Here is a 15,275-nt window from a genome sequence, read left to right as displayed (position 1 = left end):
CCTGAAAGATTTTCTTTATGGCGCTTAAACCGTCACGTGCAGACGCACATCGACGTTGCCACGGGTGGCGTTGGAGTACGGGCAGACCAGGTGGGCAGCGTCGACCAGGGTTTGCGCATCGGCTTGTTCCAGGCCCGGCAGGCTGACATGCAGGTCGATGTCCAGACCGAAGCCGCCTGGGATTTGGCCGATGCCGACATGGGCAGTGATCGAGGTGTCGTTCGGGAGGGCGCGTTTGGTCTGGCTGGCAACGAACTTCAGCGCACCGATAAAGCAGGCGGAGTAGCCGGCGGCGAACAGTTGCTCAGGGTTGGTCGCTGCGCCGCCAGCACCGCCGAGTTCTTTCGGGGTAGCGAGTTTGACGTCGAGGACGTTGTCGCTGGAAACCGCACGACCATCACGGCCGCCGGTGGCAGTTGCAATTGCGGTATAGAGAGTTTGCATGGTGTGAGTCTCGTTTTGGCATGGGGTGTTCGCGCTAAATGATTGCGCGCTAAGTAAGTGCGAGATGAATGTATCGCGCGATTAATTAGCGCGCAAGATAAATTTTGGAAAAAAACTGGGCAAGACCTATCAGGTGCGAGGTCAAGTGTGGGAATAGTGCTGAAATAGAGCCGTCGAGAAGGGATTCGTCGACCGCGATTTTTTTTTGCGAAGGAAACCGAATTTGTAAGAACACACAAAACAACTGTGGGAGCGAGCTTGCTCGCGATGGCGGTGTGTCAATCACACCGTCATCGCGAGCAAGCTCGCTCCCACAGGGGATTGTGGTGGCTTGAAGATCAGAGGCTCTCTTGCAAATGGCTACGCAAATCCTGCAATTGCGCTTGCAGCTTCCGCAGATGCTCCAGCGTCTGCCCGCTGGCGGCGAGGATGCACTGTGGAATGCTGCGCGCCTTGTCGCGCAGTGCACGACCTTGTTCGGTCAGCTCAACAATCACCACCCGTTCATCCACACGACTGCGGGTGCGACTGAGCAGGCCTTCGACTTCCAGGCGTTTGAGCAGCGGTGTCAGTGAGCCGGGATCCGTCAGCAATTGCGTGCTGATTTCACCTACGGTCAAACCATCTTTTTGCCACAACACCATCATCGCCAGGTATTGCGGATAGGTCAGGCCCAGCGCTTGCAGCAGCGGTTTATAGACTTTGGTCATTAGCAGCGACGTGGAATGCAGGGCGAAGCAGATCTGGTTGTCCAGCAGCAGCTCGTCGTAGTTATCCGGGGTGTTGCGCTCGGTGGTCATTTCGAAGCCTTGTTCAGTGATCCTCATGAATCTAGCGGACGAATCTTTAATGCACCAGATAATTCAACTATTCGCTGGACAACGCCAATGCTCACTGGGCGTTTCGCTGCCAGCGCTGACTGCGTAGGATGAACGGCCTGATAGGAAGGGAAATCGCCAGTGATTGAGTTCTTGATGTACCTGGTGTTTGGCGCGGCCTTGGGCACCCTGGGTGGTTTATTCGGCATTGGCGGTGGGTTGATCGCGATCCCGCTGCTGGGCGTGCTGTTCGGCCTCGATCAGCAAATTGCGCAAGGTACGGCGCTGGTGATGGTGGTACCGAATGTGATGCTGGCGCTATGGCGCTATCACCAGCGCAACCGGATCGAATGGCGTCATGCGCTGCCGCTGGCCTCGATGGGTTTCTGCTTTGCCTGGATCGGTTCGATCTGGGCGGTGGGCATTGACGCGCAAACCATGCGCCTGGGCTTTGTTGCGTTCCTCGTCGCGCTGTCTGCCTACAACCTGGTGCGAATGTTCAGCGCCAAGGTGTCGGCCTCTTCGCAGATGAATTACTCATGGCCATGGCTGGGCGTACTCGGTGCGGCGTCCGGGACCATGGGCGGGTTATTTGGCGTCGGCGGGGCGGTGGTGGCGACGCCGGTGCTGACCAGCCTGTTCGGCACCAGCCAGGTGGTTGCGCAGGGGTTGTCGCTGGCGCTGGCGTTGCCAAGTACGAGCGTCACCCTGGTGACTTACGCCGTACACCATCAAGTCGACTGGATGATCGGTGTGCCCTTGGCGGTCGGCGGTCTGATGAGCATCAGTTGGGGCGTGAAGATCGCCCACGCGCTGCCGGAACGGCTGCTGCGCGGGCTGTTTTGTGGCTTCCTGGTGTTCTGCGCGGTGATGCTCGCCTTTAAAGTTTGAAGCCTTCGACGATGTGTTCGGCCAGGCACTCGGTGATCGGAGAAGGGTTGTGCAGGTTACGCACCAGCATGATGCTCGCCTCGGGCAGCAGTGGCAGGTCTTCGGCTTCACCGAGGATACGCATGTCCGGGGTGATCAGGCTTTCAAGTTGCGCGGTGACGGCCAGACCGGCACTGACCACCGCCATGAGCGCCGACAGGCTCGAGCTGTTATAGGCAACGCGGTAATCGCGGCCCATGGCGTCCAGCGCATTGCAGGCCCACAGCCTGCAGAAACAATCACTGTTGAACATCGCCAGCGGTAACGGCGTCTGTTCGTGGACACTGAAGCATTGCGCCTCGGCCCAGACAAAACGCTCCTTGCGCAGCAACTCACCGATCTCGTTGCCCGGTTTGCAGGTGACGATGGACAAGTCCAGATCCTGGCGCAGCAACAATTGTTTTGATGATTCGCAGTGCACCTCGATCTGGATCAGCGGATAGGACTGGGCGAAACGCCGCAAAATCCCTGGCAGAAAACGCATCACATAATCGTCCGGCGTGCCGATGCGCACCATGCCGACCATGTGTGGCTCGCGCAGGGTGTTGAACACCTCGCTGTGCAGTTTGAGGATGCGCCGGGCGTAACCCAGCAGCACCTGGCCTTCTGCGGTCAGCCGCACTTGCCGGCCGTCGCGCTCGAACAATTGGCGCTGCAACACATCCTCTTCCAGTCGCTTCATCTGCATGCTCACAGCGGACTGGGTACGGTTGACCAATTCACCGGCGCGGGTAAACCCACCTTGATCGGCGATGGCGACGAAGGTGCGCAGCACGTCTGTGTCAATACTTGGGAAGGCGGACATCCATCAATCTCCGAGATGTGTGACATCAGAAACATTCGTTGGATTGATCTTAGACCTGGCGCGACACTGTATCCATCCAAAACGGAGGGCAACAAGATGAAAGGTCAACATGAATATCCAGCGGTAGAAAAACATTCGATCCACCTGGTGTCCGATCTGCTGCATAAGGTCAGTCGCTGGTACGAACTTCACCGGGAGCGCGAACTGCTGGCAAGTTTGAGCGACGAAGCACTGAAGGACATCGGCATGAGCCGTGCGGATGTAGAGTTCGAGTCGGTAAAACCGTTCTGGAATGATCCGATGCAAAAATGAGTAAGGCTCAACTACACAATCCCTCTTGCGATGAGGTAGGTTGCGAGCAGACAAGGAGATGCTCATGCCCGCGACGCTGTCCTTTTCCCTCAACCAGGCTCGGCGTCTGGCGCTGGCTGCCCAAGGGTTCAACGGGCGCCAGCCGCCAGCGACGATCAAACCGGTTCAGCTTAATCGTCTGATCGAGCGGCTGGGCATTCTGCAGATCGATTCGGTCAATGCATTGGTGCGTTCGCACTACCTTCCCTTGTTTTCCCGCCTCGGCAATTACTCATCCGACTTGCTCGACCAGGCTGCCTGGAGCCAGGGCCGTCGACGTACGCTGTTCGAGTATTGGGGCCATGAAGCGTCGTTGCTGCCCTTATCGATGTACCCGCTGATGCGCTGGCGCATGTCGCGGGCGACCCGTGGTGAAGATATCTATCAGCAACTGGCAACATTCGGTCGTGAGCAACAGGGCACCATTCGCCGGGTGCTGGCGTCGGTTCAGGAATTGGGTGCATTGGCGGCCGGAAGTCTCTCGACCCGTCAGGAACGGGCAGGGCCGTGGTGGGACTGGAGTGCGGAAAAGCATGCGTTGGAATGGTTGTTTGCCGCCGGTGAAGTGACCGTCGCCGGCCGACGCGGATTTGAGCGGCTCTATGACTTGCCGGAGCGGGTCATTCCCTCGGCAATTCTGCAGCGGCCGCAGCCTAATGAGGCCGAGGCCCAGCGCGGGCTGTTGCTGCATGCCGCGACAGCCTTGGGCGTTGGCACCGAAAAGGACCTGCGGGATTATTTCCGCTTGAGCCCGACAGACAGTCGTCCACGTCTGGCGGAGCTGGTGGAGGCGGGTGAGTTGCTGGTGTGTGAGGTCCAGGACTGGCGGCAGCCGGCGTATTGCCTGCCTGAGCCGACAGTGCCGCGCAAGGTCGAGTCCAGTGCGCTGCTGTCACCCTTCGATTCGCTGATCTGGGAGCGCAGCCGCACCGAAAGGCTGTTCGACTTCCGCTATCGGCTGGAGATTTATACGCCGCAGGCCAAACGGGTCTACGGCTATTACGTGTTGCCGTTTTTGCACAATGAACGGATCGCTGCGCGGGTGGACCTGCGCGCCGAGCGGGCGTTGGGCCGTTTGGCGGTGCACGCGGTCCATGAAGAAGAGCCGGGGCTGGATGACGAGGGGATGATGGCGCTGGCGGTCAGTCTGCGGCAGATGGGCGATTGGCTGGGGCTTGAACAGGTGCAGTTGAATTGTCAGCGGGCGAGCGCGGCCAGGTTAAGAGTGGCATTGGCTCAGGTGGGTAATCCAGCTTGAAAGTCGGGATGTACATCAGGACCACGATGACCCCGACCAGCCGAGGCTTACCCGCGATGGCAGCCTGACAGCCGACCGGTCTCCTTCAGATGTACTCGATCTCCTGTGGGAGCGAGCTTGCTCGCGATGGCGGAGTGTCAGCCAACAGCCATGCTGAATGGCACACCGCATTCGCGAGCAAGCTCGCTCCCACAGGGATTGTGTGCTTATCCACGGACGTGTTTAAGCGTGTCTGGCGTTACTTGATGAAAGCTACAGAACCTTGCGCCGTTGCCTACAACTACGCCAGAATCCGCCGGCTTGTGCGTCTTGTCCCTGGTCTCTATCGTCTGTGCATCGCTGCCAATTCAGCGGTCGGGTTTAGCGATCCGAACCATACATAGGCGCCACAACGCCCCAGCCTCAAATGCAGCCTTTTGTGTCTGCAATTTTGTGTCATGGCGGCTGTGCGTGGGAGACCTTCGGGTCTACCCGGGCTTCCTATGTCCCGGATCGCTAACCTGCGTACAGCTGCCACCCTTACTTGTTTAGCGATAGGTCATGGTGGTTCAAGTTTTCATAGGAGACTTTCCATGCCCAAACCAACGCCCAATCCTCCCGAATCAGCAACCGAAAGCAACGCCGCCAAGCGCGCTTCCAACCTCCACCTAAAACCCGCCATCCTCAAATCCTTCGCCCCCCACAAACCCAGCACCATGTTCTTCATCGCCCCGGACATCGGCACCGAAACCCTGCTGGCCCACGCCTGCGAGTCATTGGCTTCCGCAAGTGTCATGGCCAGTGATTTCGCGACGTATCTGGAGGGGCCGCAGCGCAGCACATTGTTGGGCATCCAGCAGGTCATCATGCTGGCCGACCTGGCGGTAAACCGGGCACTGGATAACCTCGATCCGCAAGACTGAACACCGCCTCTGTAGGAGCTGCCGCAGGCTGCTCCTACAGAGGTTATGTGTCAGGCAAAAAAAAACCGCGACTCTCGCCAAGGATCGCGGTTTTTTTCATGCCGCGCGATTATTGCTGCGACACCGTTGCCTGTTGGCCGTTCAAACGTGCTGCACGTTGGCAGCTCCCGCTACCCTTCCGGTTGGTCACGTCCGGATTACAAGATCGCAACACATCCCGGCTGTGGCTTTTTCAAGGCGTGATCTAGACTCGTGCCGGTCAATCAAAGGCCTGAGCTCTGGAGCGTGCAATGGAAATGCCGACAAAAGAATCTGCCATCGCCGGCAATCGCGACGCTTGGAATGACTCCGCCCGACACCATAAAGACACCCCCCAATGGCGGGCCCTCTTGGCGGCGGTCAGTCAGGACAATTTTACCTGCCTGGATGACACCTTGACCGGGTTGCTTCTTCAGGTGGGTGTCGATGGCAAAGACGTGGTGCAACTGGGCTGCAACAATGGGCGCGAAAGCCTTTCTCTGTTTGCACTGGGCGCCCGCAGCGTCGTGGGGGTCGATCAGTCCGAGGCCTTTCTCGATCAGGCGCAGGAGCTGGCATCCCGCTCACCTCATGCGCCTGAGTTCATCGAGGCTGACGTCCATTGCTTGCCGGGTGAGCTTCATGGTCGCTTCGACATGGCCCTGATCACCATCGGCGTGTTGAACTGGATGCCGGACATCGGCGCGTTTTTCCACCATGTCGCACAAACGCTCAAGCCTGGCGGTACGCTGGTGGTGTACGAAACCCATCCCTTCCTGGAAATGTTCGACCCCGAGTCAATCGATCCTTACCGTCTGGCCAGTTCGTACTTTTGCAGCGAGCCCTTCGTGCAGGACCAGCCAATCGTCTACGAAGGCAAAGTCGAACAAAAGTCGGCGGCATCGTACTGGTTCGTCCACACCCTGGGGGCCATATTCACCGGCGCCATCGACGCCGGACTGCAGATCAGCCACTTCAAGGAGTACCCGCATTCCAACCGCGAGGAGCTTTATGATCTGTATGAGCAGAAGAAGGCGCAGTTGCCATTGTGTTTTACGATGGTGGGGGTGAAGCGCTGAAAAATGCGTTGCTCCTGCTGACCCCATCGCGAGCAGGCGCGCTCCCACAGGGTTTTGTGTCCAGCGCAAATCCACTGTGGAGCGAGCCTGCTCGCGAAGGCGTCGGCCCATTCAACCCTAAGCTATTGGCGGCTCCCACCGCGACCGATACACACCCCCGGCGCGCAGGGCCGTAATCGCCAACGGACAAAAACCATGCAGGGCCGCTATCCTTGCGCCATGTCCATCAAGCGGGTTTGCCCATGCTTCAGGTTCGCGGCGTCTTCAAAAGCTATGCCACGCCGCAAGGTCCGCTGCCGGTGTTGCAAGGTGTCGACCTCACGTTGAAACCCGGAAGCAGCCTGGCGCTGATGGGTGAGTCGGGCAGTGGCAAAAGCACCTTGTTGCACCTGATCGCCGGGTTGGACAAGGTCGATCGCGGCAGCATTCGCAGTGGTGAGCATCGGCTGGAGGCTATGAGCGAAGGGCAATTGGCGAACTGGCGGCGCACTGAAATCGGTCTGGTGTTCCAGCAGTTCAACCTGATCGGCAGTCTGCGGGTCGAGGATAATCTGGCGTTTCAGGCGCGGCTCGCCGGGCGCCATGATCCACGCTGGCAGGCGCATCTGGTGCAGCGTTTGGGGTTGGGAGATTTACTGCGGCGTTATCCGGAGCAGCTGTCCGGCGGCCAACAGCAGCGGGTGGCGTTGGGCCGTGCCCTGGCCTCGAAACCGACACTATTGTTGGCTGACGAACCCACCGGCAGTCTCGATGAGGCCACCAGCGATGAGGTGTTGAAATTGTTGCTGGAGCTGCTCGACGACAGCTCGACGACGTTGTTGATGGTCACCCACAGCCCGAAGGTGGCCGCGCGACTGGCCGAAAAAGTGCTGCTCCAGGGTGGCCGGCTGGCTGGCACGGACGAGCGCTGACGTGCGGGTCTTTGGCGAAACGTTGCGGGCGCTGATCAGCCATTGGCGGCGGCATCCTGTGCAGTTTTTCAGCGTGCTGACCGGACTGTGGCTCGCCACCGGCCTGCTAACCGGGGTGCAGGCGTTGAACAGCCATGCGCGGGAAAGCTATGCACGCGCCAGTCAGTTGATCGGCGGCGAACCCCAGGCCAGCCTCATTGCGGCTAATGGCAGCACCTTTTCTCAGCAAGTCTTTGTCGAGCTGCGCCGCGCGGGCTGGCCGGTATCGCCGGTGCTGCAAGGTCGGGTGGTGCTCAAGGGGCACGAAGACCAGCGCTTGCAACTGATGGGCATCGAGCCAGTGTCGTTGCCGGCGGGTTCCGCGGTGGCCGGTCGGGCGTTGGCGATCGAACAGATCGTCAGGTTTTTCAGTCCGCCGGGCAGCACCTGGATTTCGCCACAGACGTTGCAAGCGTTGGGCCTGCGCGAAGGGGCGCAGCCTTCGAGTGTGAACGGTGAGGCATTGCCACCGCTGCAGGTTCAAACCGACATGGCCCCCGGTGTGTTGCTGGTGGACATCGGTTTTGCCCAGCAGATTTTGCGGTTGCCCGATCAACTGTCCCGGCTGCTGTTGCCCAAGGATTTCACCGCGACCTTGCCTGATCAATTCAAGGGCCAGCTTCAGCTCAAAACCAGCGGCGAAGAGAACAATCTCGCGCGCCTGACCGAGAGCTTTCACCTGAACCTCGATGCCTTGGGGGTTCTCTCCTTCGTGGTCGGCCTGTTTATCGTTCATGCGGCGATTGGCCTGGCACTGGAACAACGCCGTGGCGTGCTCAGAACCTTGCGCGCCTGTGGGGTCAGTGTGCGGATGCTGATTGCCTGCCTCGCCGTCGAGCTGGGTGGGCTGGCATTGATCGGTGGGCTCGCCGGCGTTGCCAGTGGCTACCTGCTGGCCAGCGCGCTGTTGCCGGACGTCGCCGCCAGTTTACGCGGCCTGTACGGCGCCGAAGTGCCGGGGCAATTGGGCCTCAGCCCACTGTGGTGGCTCAGCGGTGTCGGCCTGAGTTTGCTCGGTGCCTTGTTGGCCGGTGCCAGCAGTCTTCTACGGGCGGCACGTCTGCCGTTGCTGGCCCTGGCTGATCCGCAAGCCTGGCATCAGGCCCACGCGCGCTGGTTGCAGCGCCAGGGTTGGTTCGCCGCGATTGCCGCGGTGATCGCGCTGATGGCGTTGATCTGGGGCGACAGTCTGGCCAGCGGCTTTGTGCTGATGGCCGCGCTGTTGCTCGGTGCTGCATTGGCGTTACCGGTGGTGCTGAGTTCGGTGCTGAACCTGATGCTGAGCCGCAGTCGTTCGGTACTCGGTCAATGGTTTCTTGCCGATTGCCGTCAACAACTGCCGGCCTTGAGCCTGGCGCTGATGGCACTGTTGCTGGCGCTGGCGGCAAACATCGGCGCCGGCAGCATGACCGCCGGTTTTCGCCAGACCTTCAGTGACTGGCTGGAGCAACGCCTGACCGCCGAGCTCTACCTCAACCCACAAAATCCGGCCCAGGCCACAGAGCTGTACACCTGGCTCACACAACAGCCGCAGCTCACCGCCGTACTGCCCAACTGGCAAGTGTCGATCCAGCTGCAAGGCTGGCCAGCGGAGGTTTTCGGTGTGATCGATCACCCGACCTATCGCCAGCATTGGCCGCTGCTGGAGGCCTTGGGCAATAACCCGTGGGACCGACTGGCCAAGGATGATGCGCTGATGCTCAGCGAACAACTGGCCCGACGGCTGAAGGTGCGCCTCGGCGACCATCTGACAATTCCTACGCCGAACGGCCCGTGGTCGCCGCGGATTGTCGGAATCTACGCCGATTACGGCAATCCCAAAGGCCACATTCTGGTCAACATCGATCACCTGCTGCGCGGTTGGCCGCAGCTGACACCGAACCGTTTCAATCTGCGCATCGACCCGGCATCCATCCCGGCGTTTCTCACCGCGCTGCAAGCACGCTTTGCGCTGGACGACAGCCGCATTGTCGACCAAGCCCGGCTCAAAGCCTGGTCCACCCAAGTGTTCGAGCGTACTTTCGCCGCCACCGCCGCATTGAACAGCCTGACCCTGTGCGTGGCGGGAGTGGCGTTGTTCATCAGCCTGCTCACCCAGAGCCAGAGTCGCCTCGGGCAGTTGGCGCCGCTGTGGGCATTGGGTGTGACACGCCGGCAGTTGATGCTGCTAAACCTTGGGCAAACCTGGTTATTGGCCGTGTTGACGCTGGTGCTTGCGTTGCCATTGGGCATCGCACTGGCCTGGAGCCTGGACGCGGTGATCAACGTTCAGGCGTTTGGCTGGAGGCTGCCGTTGTGGGTGTTCCCGGTGCAGCTGTTGCAGTTGATGGGGCTGGCGCTGCTCGCGACATTGCTGGCGTCGGCGTGGCCGCTCTACACGCTGTATCGCACGCAACCGGCCGATCTGTTGAGGACGTTTGCGCATGAGGATTAAGGCCGGCTGTTTACTTTTGGCGTTGTTGGGCGGGTGCGACAACTCGGCGCCCGTCGATAACGGCTTCGCCGGTCTCGGCAGTCAAGCTGCTGCCTTTACCGAAGTGGTGCCCGGTCGGGTGTTCAGCTTCCCGGCGGATCACGGAGCGCACGACGGTTTTCGCATTGAATGGTGGTACGTCACCGCTAACCTCAAGGACGATCAGGGCCGTGAATTCGGCGTGCAATGGACGTTGTTTCGCAGCGCATTGAAAGCGGCACCCGAGGTCAGTGGCTGGGCTAATCAGACCCTCTGGCTGGGGCACGCGGCCGTGACGTCAGCGACGGTGCACCACGCCGCCGAACGCTATGCCCGGGGTGGCGTCGGTCAGGCCGGGGTGAGCGTGCAGCCGTTCAATGCATGGATCGACGATTGGCGGTTCAGCAGTCAGGTGACCGATCCATTGACCGAGCTTCAACTCAGTGCCCGCGACAAAGGGTTCAGCTACCACCTGCGACTGACCTCCACGCGTCCACTGGTGCTGCAGGGCGACAAGGGTTTCAGTCAGAAATCCGAACAGGGGCAGGCGTCGTACTACTATAGCCAGCCGTTTTTTCAGGCCAGCGGTATATTGGAAATCGATGGCAAGGCTTATTCGGTCAGCGGGCCGGCGTGGCTCGACCGCGAGTGGAGCAGCCAGCCACTGACCGCGAACCAGACTGGCTGGGACTGGTTTTCCCTGCACCTGGATAGCGGCGAGCAAGTCATGCTCTATCGCATGCGGCAAAAAAACGGCGAGCCTTACCTTACCGGCACCTGGATCGGCGCTCAGGGCCAGACTCAGTTGTTGCACGCAAACGATATCAGTCTCACGCCGCAAGACACCGCGAACATCGCCGGGCGTTCGATGCCCGTGCGCTGGTCGATCAAAATCCCGGACAAGCACCTCGACATCATCCTGGAGGCCCTTAACCCCAATGCCTGGATGGATTTGCGCATTCCTTACTGGGAGGGGCCCGTGCGTTTGAGTGGCAACCAAGCGGGGCAGGGCTATCTGGAAATGACCGGGTATTGAGATCAACAGATTGCAGGCTTCGCCAGCTCCTGCATGGAACTCCGAACGCCGCTCAACTCTCTACCGTACGAACGCCTTGCAGGAGCCCGCCATGAGTGATGACCTCAAACCACCCGACCTTGCGTCCTGGCAGCGCCTGTTCGAAGACAAGGCCTATTGGCAGCAATCCCCCGATGCTCACTACGCCGAGCTGTTGCGAGTGGCTGACGATTTATTGGGGCAGGGTGCCATCGACCTCGAACAGTGGCAGGCCCTAAAGGCTCAGGCCGAGCAATCGCACAAGGATTCGCCCGCCGTGAACGTCGCCCAGGAGCTCGAGGACCCTGACGCTTGAGTCCCCCTGCGGCCAATCGATCACCAAGAAACTTCGAACATTCCATGATCAGCGTCTACGTACTGGCGAAATCCGCGCCACCCAAGACAACCCCAACCCCGGCGGCATCCTGAAGGTGACCAGTCAGCACTAACAACTCTACATGCTGATCGTTCTTGTACAGTTTTTTTGTATAAGAATGATCGGTTTTAATAGTTGAAAGGGTTGGGGCTAGAAGTTTCAGCAATGATATTTCGATCGATATTTCGTTACACATTGTGTCGATAAATTCATGTGCGTACCCACGGACATATCGGCCAACTTCTATTAAAGTGTCCCCCGTTCGCCCAGTGTCAGGGCTCTTTACCGGTGCATGGATTGCCAGGCCATTACACTGGGCGAACACCTCCCCGAAGTGCGATTCGCACTTGCAGCAATACCTGTGGACATAAGTTGAATGTCTAACAATATATTCAACATATTGCCAAGCGGCTCGCCCAGTAGTTTTATCTTATGCGTTTCACTTCGACTCGGACACGAAAGTTCTAGAGGGGCGTAAACAAACAACATCGACCAGCAGAACTGGCCGAAGCTTGAATCGATCGGCCAGACTTAACCAGCGACCGGCGAACGCCAGTCATCGGAACCCGACGTACCGCAGGCTTCGTGGGTCCAGGTGATTTTGCGGTAGGTGAAATGCACGTCTTGCAGATGGGTGAAGTGCAAGTTCGCCGGGTCTTGGCAGTTATGCATGTAGTCCTTGATGTCGACGATGATCGCGTCTTCAAGCCGGGTGGTGTAGTAGTGTTCCTGGGTGCCTTGAGCCGAGGTGCGGTACCACTTGATTTCGATAGCGGTCATGCGCTCGCCCGACGTCAGGGCCGCCAGCAGCAGTGGGGAAGCCTTGTCGAACACCTTGGTAATCACGACAGGTTTGTGAATGCGCTGACCCGTAGGCTGGCCGGACTGCGGGTCACGCGGGATGATCACTTGGTGGCTGAAACCCTGAACCATGACCTGGTCTTCATGACCTTCCTGGTAGGAGTTGCCAACGGAGTCGGCGGTGAACGCGCCGGCAGTGATCAAACCTTGCTTCTCGCCTGTGACGGACATATACGCGGGTGTAGCCATGGATGCTCTCCTTGCTTGATACGTGAGGGTGCCCGGTAGGTGATATCGCCCGGTGGGCGCCTGGCTGTTTTCAAGGTCCGTGCCATAAGCATGGTGAGCTATATAAATCAGTGACTTGAGACGTTTTTTTGATCGGCGAAGAGAATCTGGGCGACGATCACCTCGACATGTGGGCAAGAGCTTGCGCAGTGCTGCGCAACTTCTTGCTCGTTCGGCATGAAGGCCTGACAGGCGAGACGATTAGCGCCCCGGCAGGACGTTTCTGACGGACGGGTGCGCAACTTGTTGCGTGTTAAAACTTTGCGGTACCGCTCATGGGTGCTTGGCATCCGGTGCAACGAAAGGACTGATCGAGCGGTCCATAAAAAACACTGAAACGCTGTGAAATCCCCGAACAACCCTGAGCTGAAGTGAGAACGACATGAAAATCCTTATGGTTCTAACGTCCCACGATCAATTGGGTAACACCGGTAAAAAAACCGGTTTCTGGCTGGAAGAATTCGCTACGCCGTATTACGCCTTCAAAGATGCCGGCGCTCAACTGACCCTGGTTTCACCGAAGGGCGGCCAGCCACCGCTGGACCCGAAAAGTGACGAACCGGGCGCGCAAACCGAGGCCACTGACCGCTTTCGCAAAGACGCCGCGGCTCAATCCGCATTGGCTTCTACCGCCCTGTTGAGCAGCGCGAGAGCGGAAGACTACGACGCGGTTTTCTATCCGGGTGGCCATGGCCCGCTGTGGGATCTGGCCGAAGACAAAAATTCGATCGCGCTGATCGAGGCGTTTTACAAGGCCGGTAAACCGGTCGCGGCGGTCTGCCATGCGCCGGGCGTATTGCGTCACGTCAAAGGCACGGACGGTCAGCCGTTGGTCAAAGGCAAGCGCGTCACGGGGTTCACCAATAGCGAAGAAGACGCCGTGCAGTTGACGAATGTCGTGCCGTTTCTAGTGGAGGATATGCTTAAGGAGAAGGGCGGGATTTTTTCCAGGGGCGATGACTGGGCGAGCCATGTGGTCACGGATGGCTTGCTGCTGACCGGGCAGAATCCTGCCTCGTCTGAGGCTGCGGCCCAGGCATTGTTGGCGAAACTTCGCTAAACGCCTGACCCGTAGCAGCTGGCGTAGCCTGCGTTCGGCTGTGTGTAGGAGCGAGCTTGCTCGCGATGGTCGTTCAGCCACAGAAAATGTGTCGGATGTTCCATTTTCGCGAGCAAGCTCGCTCCTACACACACACACAGCCGAACGCAGCCTGCGCCAGTTGCTACAAGGTCTTGTCACGCCTCAGATGGAGAGGCCCAGCGCGGCATAGCATTCTACGATCGAACGCCGCTGAGTCTCGGCATACAACTCCAACTCATCAATAGTCGGCCGACCCAGCGCCTTCTCGAATGCCTGCTGGTTCGAATGCACCCCATAGTGGGTTTGCGCCGCATCCCCCAGGTTCGACTGAAAAATACCCGCCGCGCTGACCGGCAGGAAATCTTCATACACCAGGGGTTCAGCCTGCAAATATCCGCCGCTGATCAACGCTTCCAGCGATGCGGCTTTCAGCGCTTGCGCTGCCAGGCCTTTTTTCGTGACGAAGTAGCGAAAGTACGCCAGTTCCTGTTGGCGCATGTCTTCGCAGGTGTCAGGAAATTCGCCAAAGTGTCGGGTCATCAACGTGTTATAGCGGGCGGCGTTGGCTTCGTTGGGAAAGTCCTTGAGCTCGTCCCGGGCAGCGTTGAGCAAGCGGTCGTAAAGCGCCCGGCCCTTTGGCGTGAGTGCGGCGCCACGTTGCTCGATTTCGCCAAAGCGGGCGCTATGGCTACCGTGAGATTCGGTTTGGTCGGTGAAGGCGACACGCTCGTCCAAGGCCTTGAAACTGGTCTGGCGCAACAGGATCGGGCACTGGCGGCGGGGTGGGCCTTCGATCACGGCTTTGGGGGTGATGCCGTGGGCAGGCATTTGCGCCTGAACGATGTCGATGTCCAGGGTGCGCGGTGTCAGGTGGTTAATGTGCGGGCCTTTGAACGCCACGACGTCAGCGATCAGTCGATGCTGAGCGCTGAGTTTCTGGTATTGCTCGGCGGTGACGGTGGCACTGTGGTGCCAGCGGAAGGTTTCCAGGGCTTGCTCGACAAAGTCCCGGGCCTCGGGTTCGGTGAGCCCGCCTTGGGTTTCGGCGCGATCAATGAGCGTCAACGCGGACGGCGTGAAGATCGAACGTTTATCCAGAACCGACTGGGCGAATGCTCGCAGCTCCAGGTCTTCGATCAGTTCCAGGCGCAGCAGTGAAGTGAATACCCGGAACGGGCTGACTTGCAACGACGCTTCATGCACGGCACGGAACGCGGTGGAATGCACCGGCACGCCCGCCGGGGTCAGGTCGTAATAACCCACCGGTTGCATGCCCATCACCGCGAATAACCGGGCCAGGGTTGCCAGTTCAGCGGCGGTGCCGACGCGGATTGCGCCATGGCGCTCGAGGTCCAGGCGCTGGATTTCGCCGGTGCTGTTCAACTGCCGGGCGATTTGTGGATCGTTTTCCAGTACGTGGTGGTTGGTCTGTTCCACCAGTTCCATCAGCGCGCCATACAGCGGTACTTCTTCGCGGTACATCTCGGACATCGCTTTGGAGAAGCGTTGGCGGATCAGGTCGGGGCTGATGAAATTCGGATGGCTCATGAAAAAAATTCCTGACGCGGTGACATGAAGGATGTGAGAAAAGATCGCAGCCTTCAGCGACGCCGACAAACGAAGTTTCTGACGGACTTCATTCTGCCAAGGACTGCTTGAGCACCCGGA

15 protein-coding genes are annotated in these 15,275 nt (G+C 59.3%); 10 read left to right on the top strand and 5 right to left on the bottom strand.

Annotated features, from left to right (window positions below):
* Positions 1-24: 24 nt before the first annotated feature.
* A complete protein-coding gene (locus ACM6IR_RS22165) occupies positions 25-444 on the bottom strand; it encodes an organic hydroperoxide resistance protein (protein ID WP_414909672.1) in 420 nt (139 codons plus the stop codon).
* Positions 445-782: 338 nt separating this feature from the next.
* On the bottom strand, positions 783-1,244 hold the full coding sequence (locus ACM6IR_RS22160; protein WP_414909674.1) for a MarR family winged helix-turn-helix transcriptional regulator: 462 nt from the start codon (positions 1,242-1,244) through the stop codon (positions 783-785).
* Positions 1,245-1,418: 174 nt separating this feature from the next.
* On the opposite strand from ACM6IR_RS22160, the gene ACM6IR_RS22155 reads away from it, so the two are divergent.
* Complete coding sequence (locus tag ACM6IR_RS22155; RefSeq protein ID WP_414909673.1) at positions 1,419-2,153, top strand: sulfite exporter TauE/SafE family protein; 735 nt, start codon at positions 1,419-1,421, stop codon at positions 2,151-2,153.
* Here ACM6IR_RS22155 and ACM6IR_RS22150 read toward each other — a convergent pair.
* Positions 2,143-2,997: a LysR family transcriptional regulator gene (locus ACM6IR_RS22150; protein ID WP_414909671.1), complete on the bottom strand. Its 855-nt coding sequence runs from the start codon at positions 2,995-2,997 to the stop codon at positions 2,143-2,145. The two genes, ACM6IR_RS22155 and ACM6IR_RS22150, sit on opposite strands and share 11 nt — an antisense overlap.
* Positions 2,998-3,093: 96 nt before the next feature.
* On the opposite strand from ACM6IR_RS22150, the gene ACM6IR_RS22145 reads away from it, so the two are divergent.
* From ACM6IR_RS22145 to ACM6IR_RS22110, 8 genes are all read left to right on the top strand, one after another.
* Positions 3,094-3,309 (top strand): DUF1127 domain-containing protein, encoded by a 216-nt coding sequence (locus ACM6IR_RS22145; protein WP_414909670.1) that lies wholly within the window; start codon positions 3,094-3,096, stop codon positions 3,307-3,309.
* A gap of 64 nt (positions 3,310-3,373) precedes the next feature.
* Positions 3,374-4,606 carry a winged helix-turn-helix domain-containing protein gene (locus ACM6IR_RS22140; RefSeq protein WP_414909669.1) on the top strand — a complete coding sequence of 411 codons (1,233 nt, stop codon included), beginning with the start codon at positions 3,374-3,376 and terminating at the stop codon, positions 4,604-4,606.
* A gap of 572 nt (positions 4,607-5,178) precedes the next feature.
* Positions 5,179-5,508 carry a DUF6124 family protein gene (locus ACM6IR_RS22135; protein WP_414909668.1) on the top strand — a complete coding sequence of 110 codons (330 nt, stop codon included), beginning with the start codon at positions 5,179-5,181 and terminating at the stop codon, positions 5,506-5,508.
* A 290-nt stretch (positions 5,509-5,798) separates the two neighbouring features.
* Positions 5,799-6,605, top strand: coding sequence for a class I SAM-dependent methyltransferase (locus tag ACM6IR_RS22130; RefSeq protein WP_414909667.1), 807 nt, complete (start codon positions 5,799-5,801; stop codon positions 6,603-6,605).
* A gap of 242 nt (positions 6,606-6,847) precedes the next feature.
* Positions 6,848-7,516 (top strand): ABC transporter ATP-binding protein, encoded by a 669-nt coding sequence (locus tag ACM6IR_RS22125; protein ID WP_414909666.1) that lies wholly within the window; start codon positions 6,848-6,850, stop codon positions 7,514-7,516.
* Between the two features lies 1 nt (position 7,517).
* Entirely contained in the window at positions 7,518-9,989 is a 2,472-nt protein-coding gene (locus ACM6IR_RS22120; RefSeq protein ID WP_414909665.1) for an FtsX-like permease family protein, read from the top strand.
* Positions 9,979-11,043 (top strand): lipocalin-like domain-containing protein, encoded by a 1,065-nt coding sequence (locus ACM6IR_RS22115; protein WP_414909664.1) that lies wholly within the window; start codon positions 9,979-9,981, stop codon positions 11,041-11,043. The genes ACM6IR_RS22120 and ACM6IR_RS22115 overlap by 11 nt, the downstream gene beginning before the upstream one ends.
* A 91-nt stretch (positions 11,044-11,134) precedes the next feature.
* Entirely contained in the window at positions 11,135-11,377 is a 243-nt protein-coding gene (locus tag ACM6IR_RS22110) for a hypothetical protein (protein WP_414909663.1), read from the top strand.
* Positions 11,378-11,968: 591 nt separating this feature from the next.
* On the opposite strand, the gene ACM6IR_RS22105 is transcribed toward ACM6IR_RS22110, so the two are convergent.
* Positions 11,969-12,487 (bottom strand): Hcp family type VI secretion system effector, encoded by a 519-nt coding sequence (locus ACM6IR_RS22105; RefSeq protein ID WP_414909662.1) that lies wholly within the window; start codon positions 12,485-12,487, stop codon positions 11,969-11,971.
* A 421-nt stretch (positions 12,488-12,908) separates the two neighbouring features.
* Here ACM6IR_RS22105 and ACM6IR_RS22100 point away from each other — a divergent pair, with 421 nt between their 5' ends.
* On the top strand, positions 12,909-13,586 hold the full coding sequence (locus ACM6IR_RS22100) for a type 1 glutamine amidotransferase domain-containing protein (RefSeq protein ID WP_414909661.1): 678 nt from the start codon (positions 12,909-12,911) through the stop codon (positions 13,584-13,586).
* 183 nt (positions 13,587-13,769) lie between these two features.
* Here ACM6IR_RS22100 and ACM6IR_RS22095 read toward each other — a convergent pair whose 3' ends face one another.
* A complete protein-coding gene (locus tag ACM6IR_RS22095; RefSeq protein WP_414909660.1) occupies positions 13,770-15,155 on the bottom strand; it encodes a VOC family protein in 1,386 nt (461 codons plus the stop codon).
* Between the last annotated feature and the right edge of the window lie 120 nt (positions 15,156-15,275).

Origin of the sequence: Pseudomonas sp. IT-P253, from assembly GCF_949768125.1 — a bacterium.
Lineage (GTDB): Bacteria > Pseudomonadota > Gammaproteobacteria > Pseudomonadales > Pseudomonadaceae > Aquipseudomonas.
This window is presented reverse-complemented; position numbering and strand designations above follow the sequence as displayed.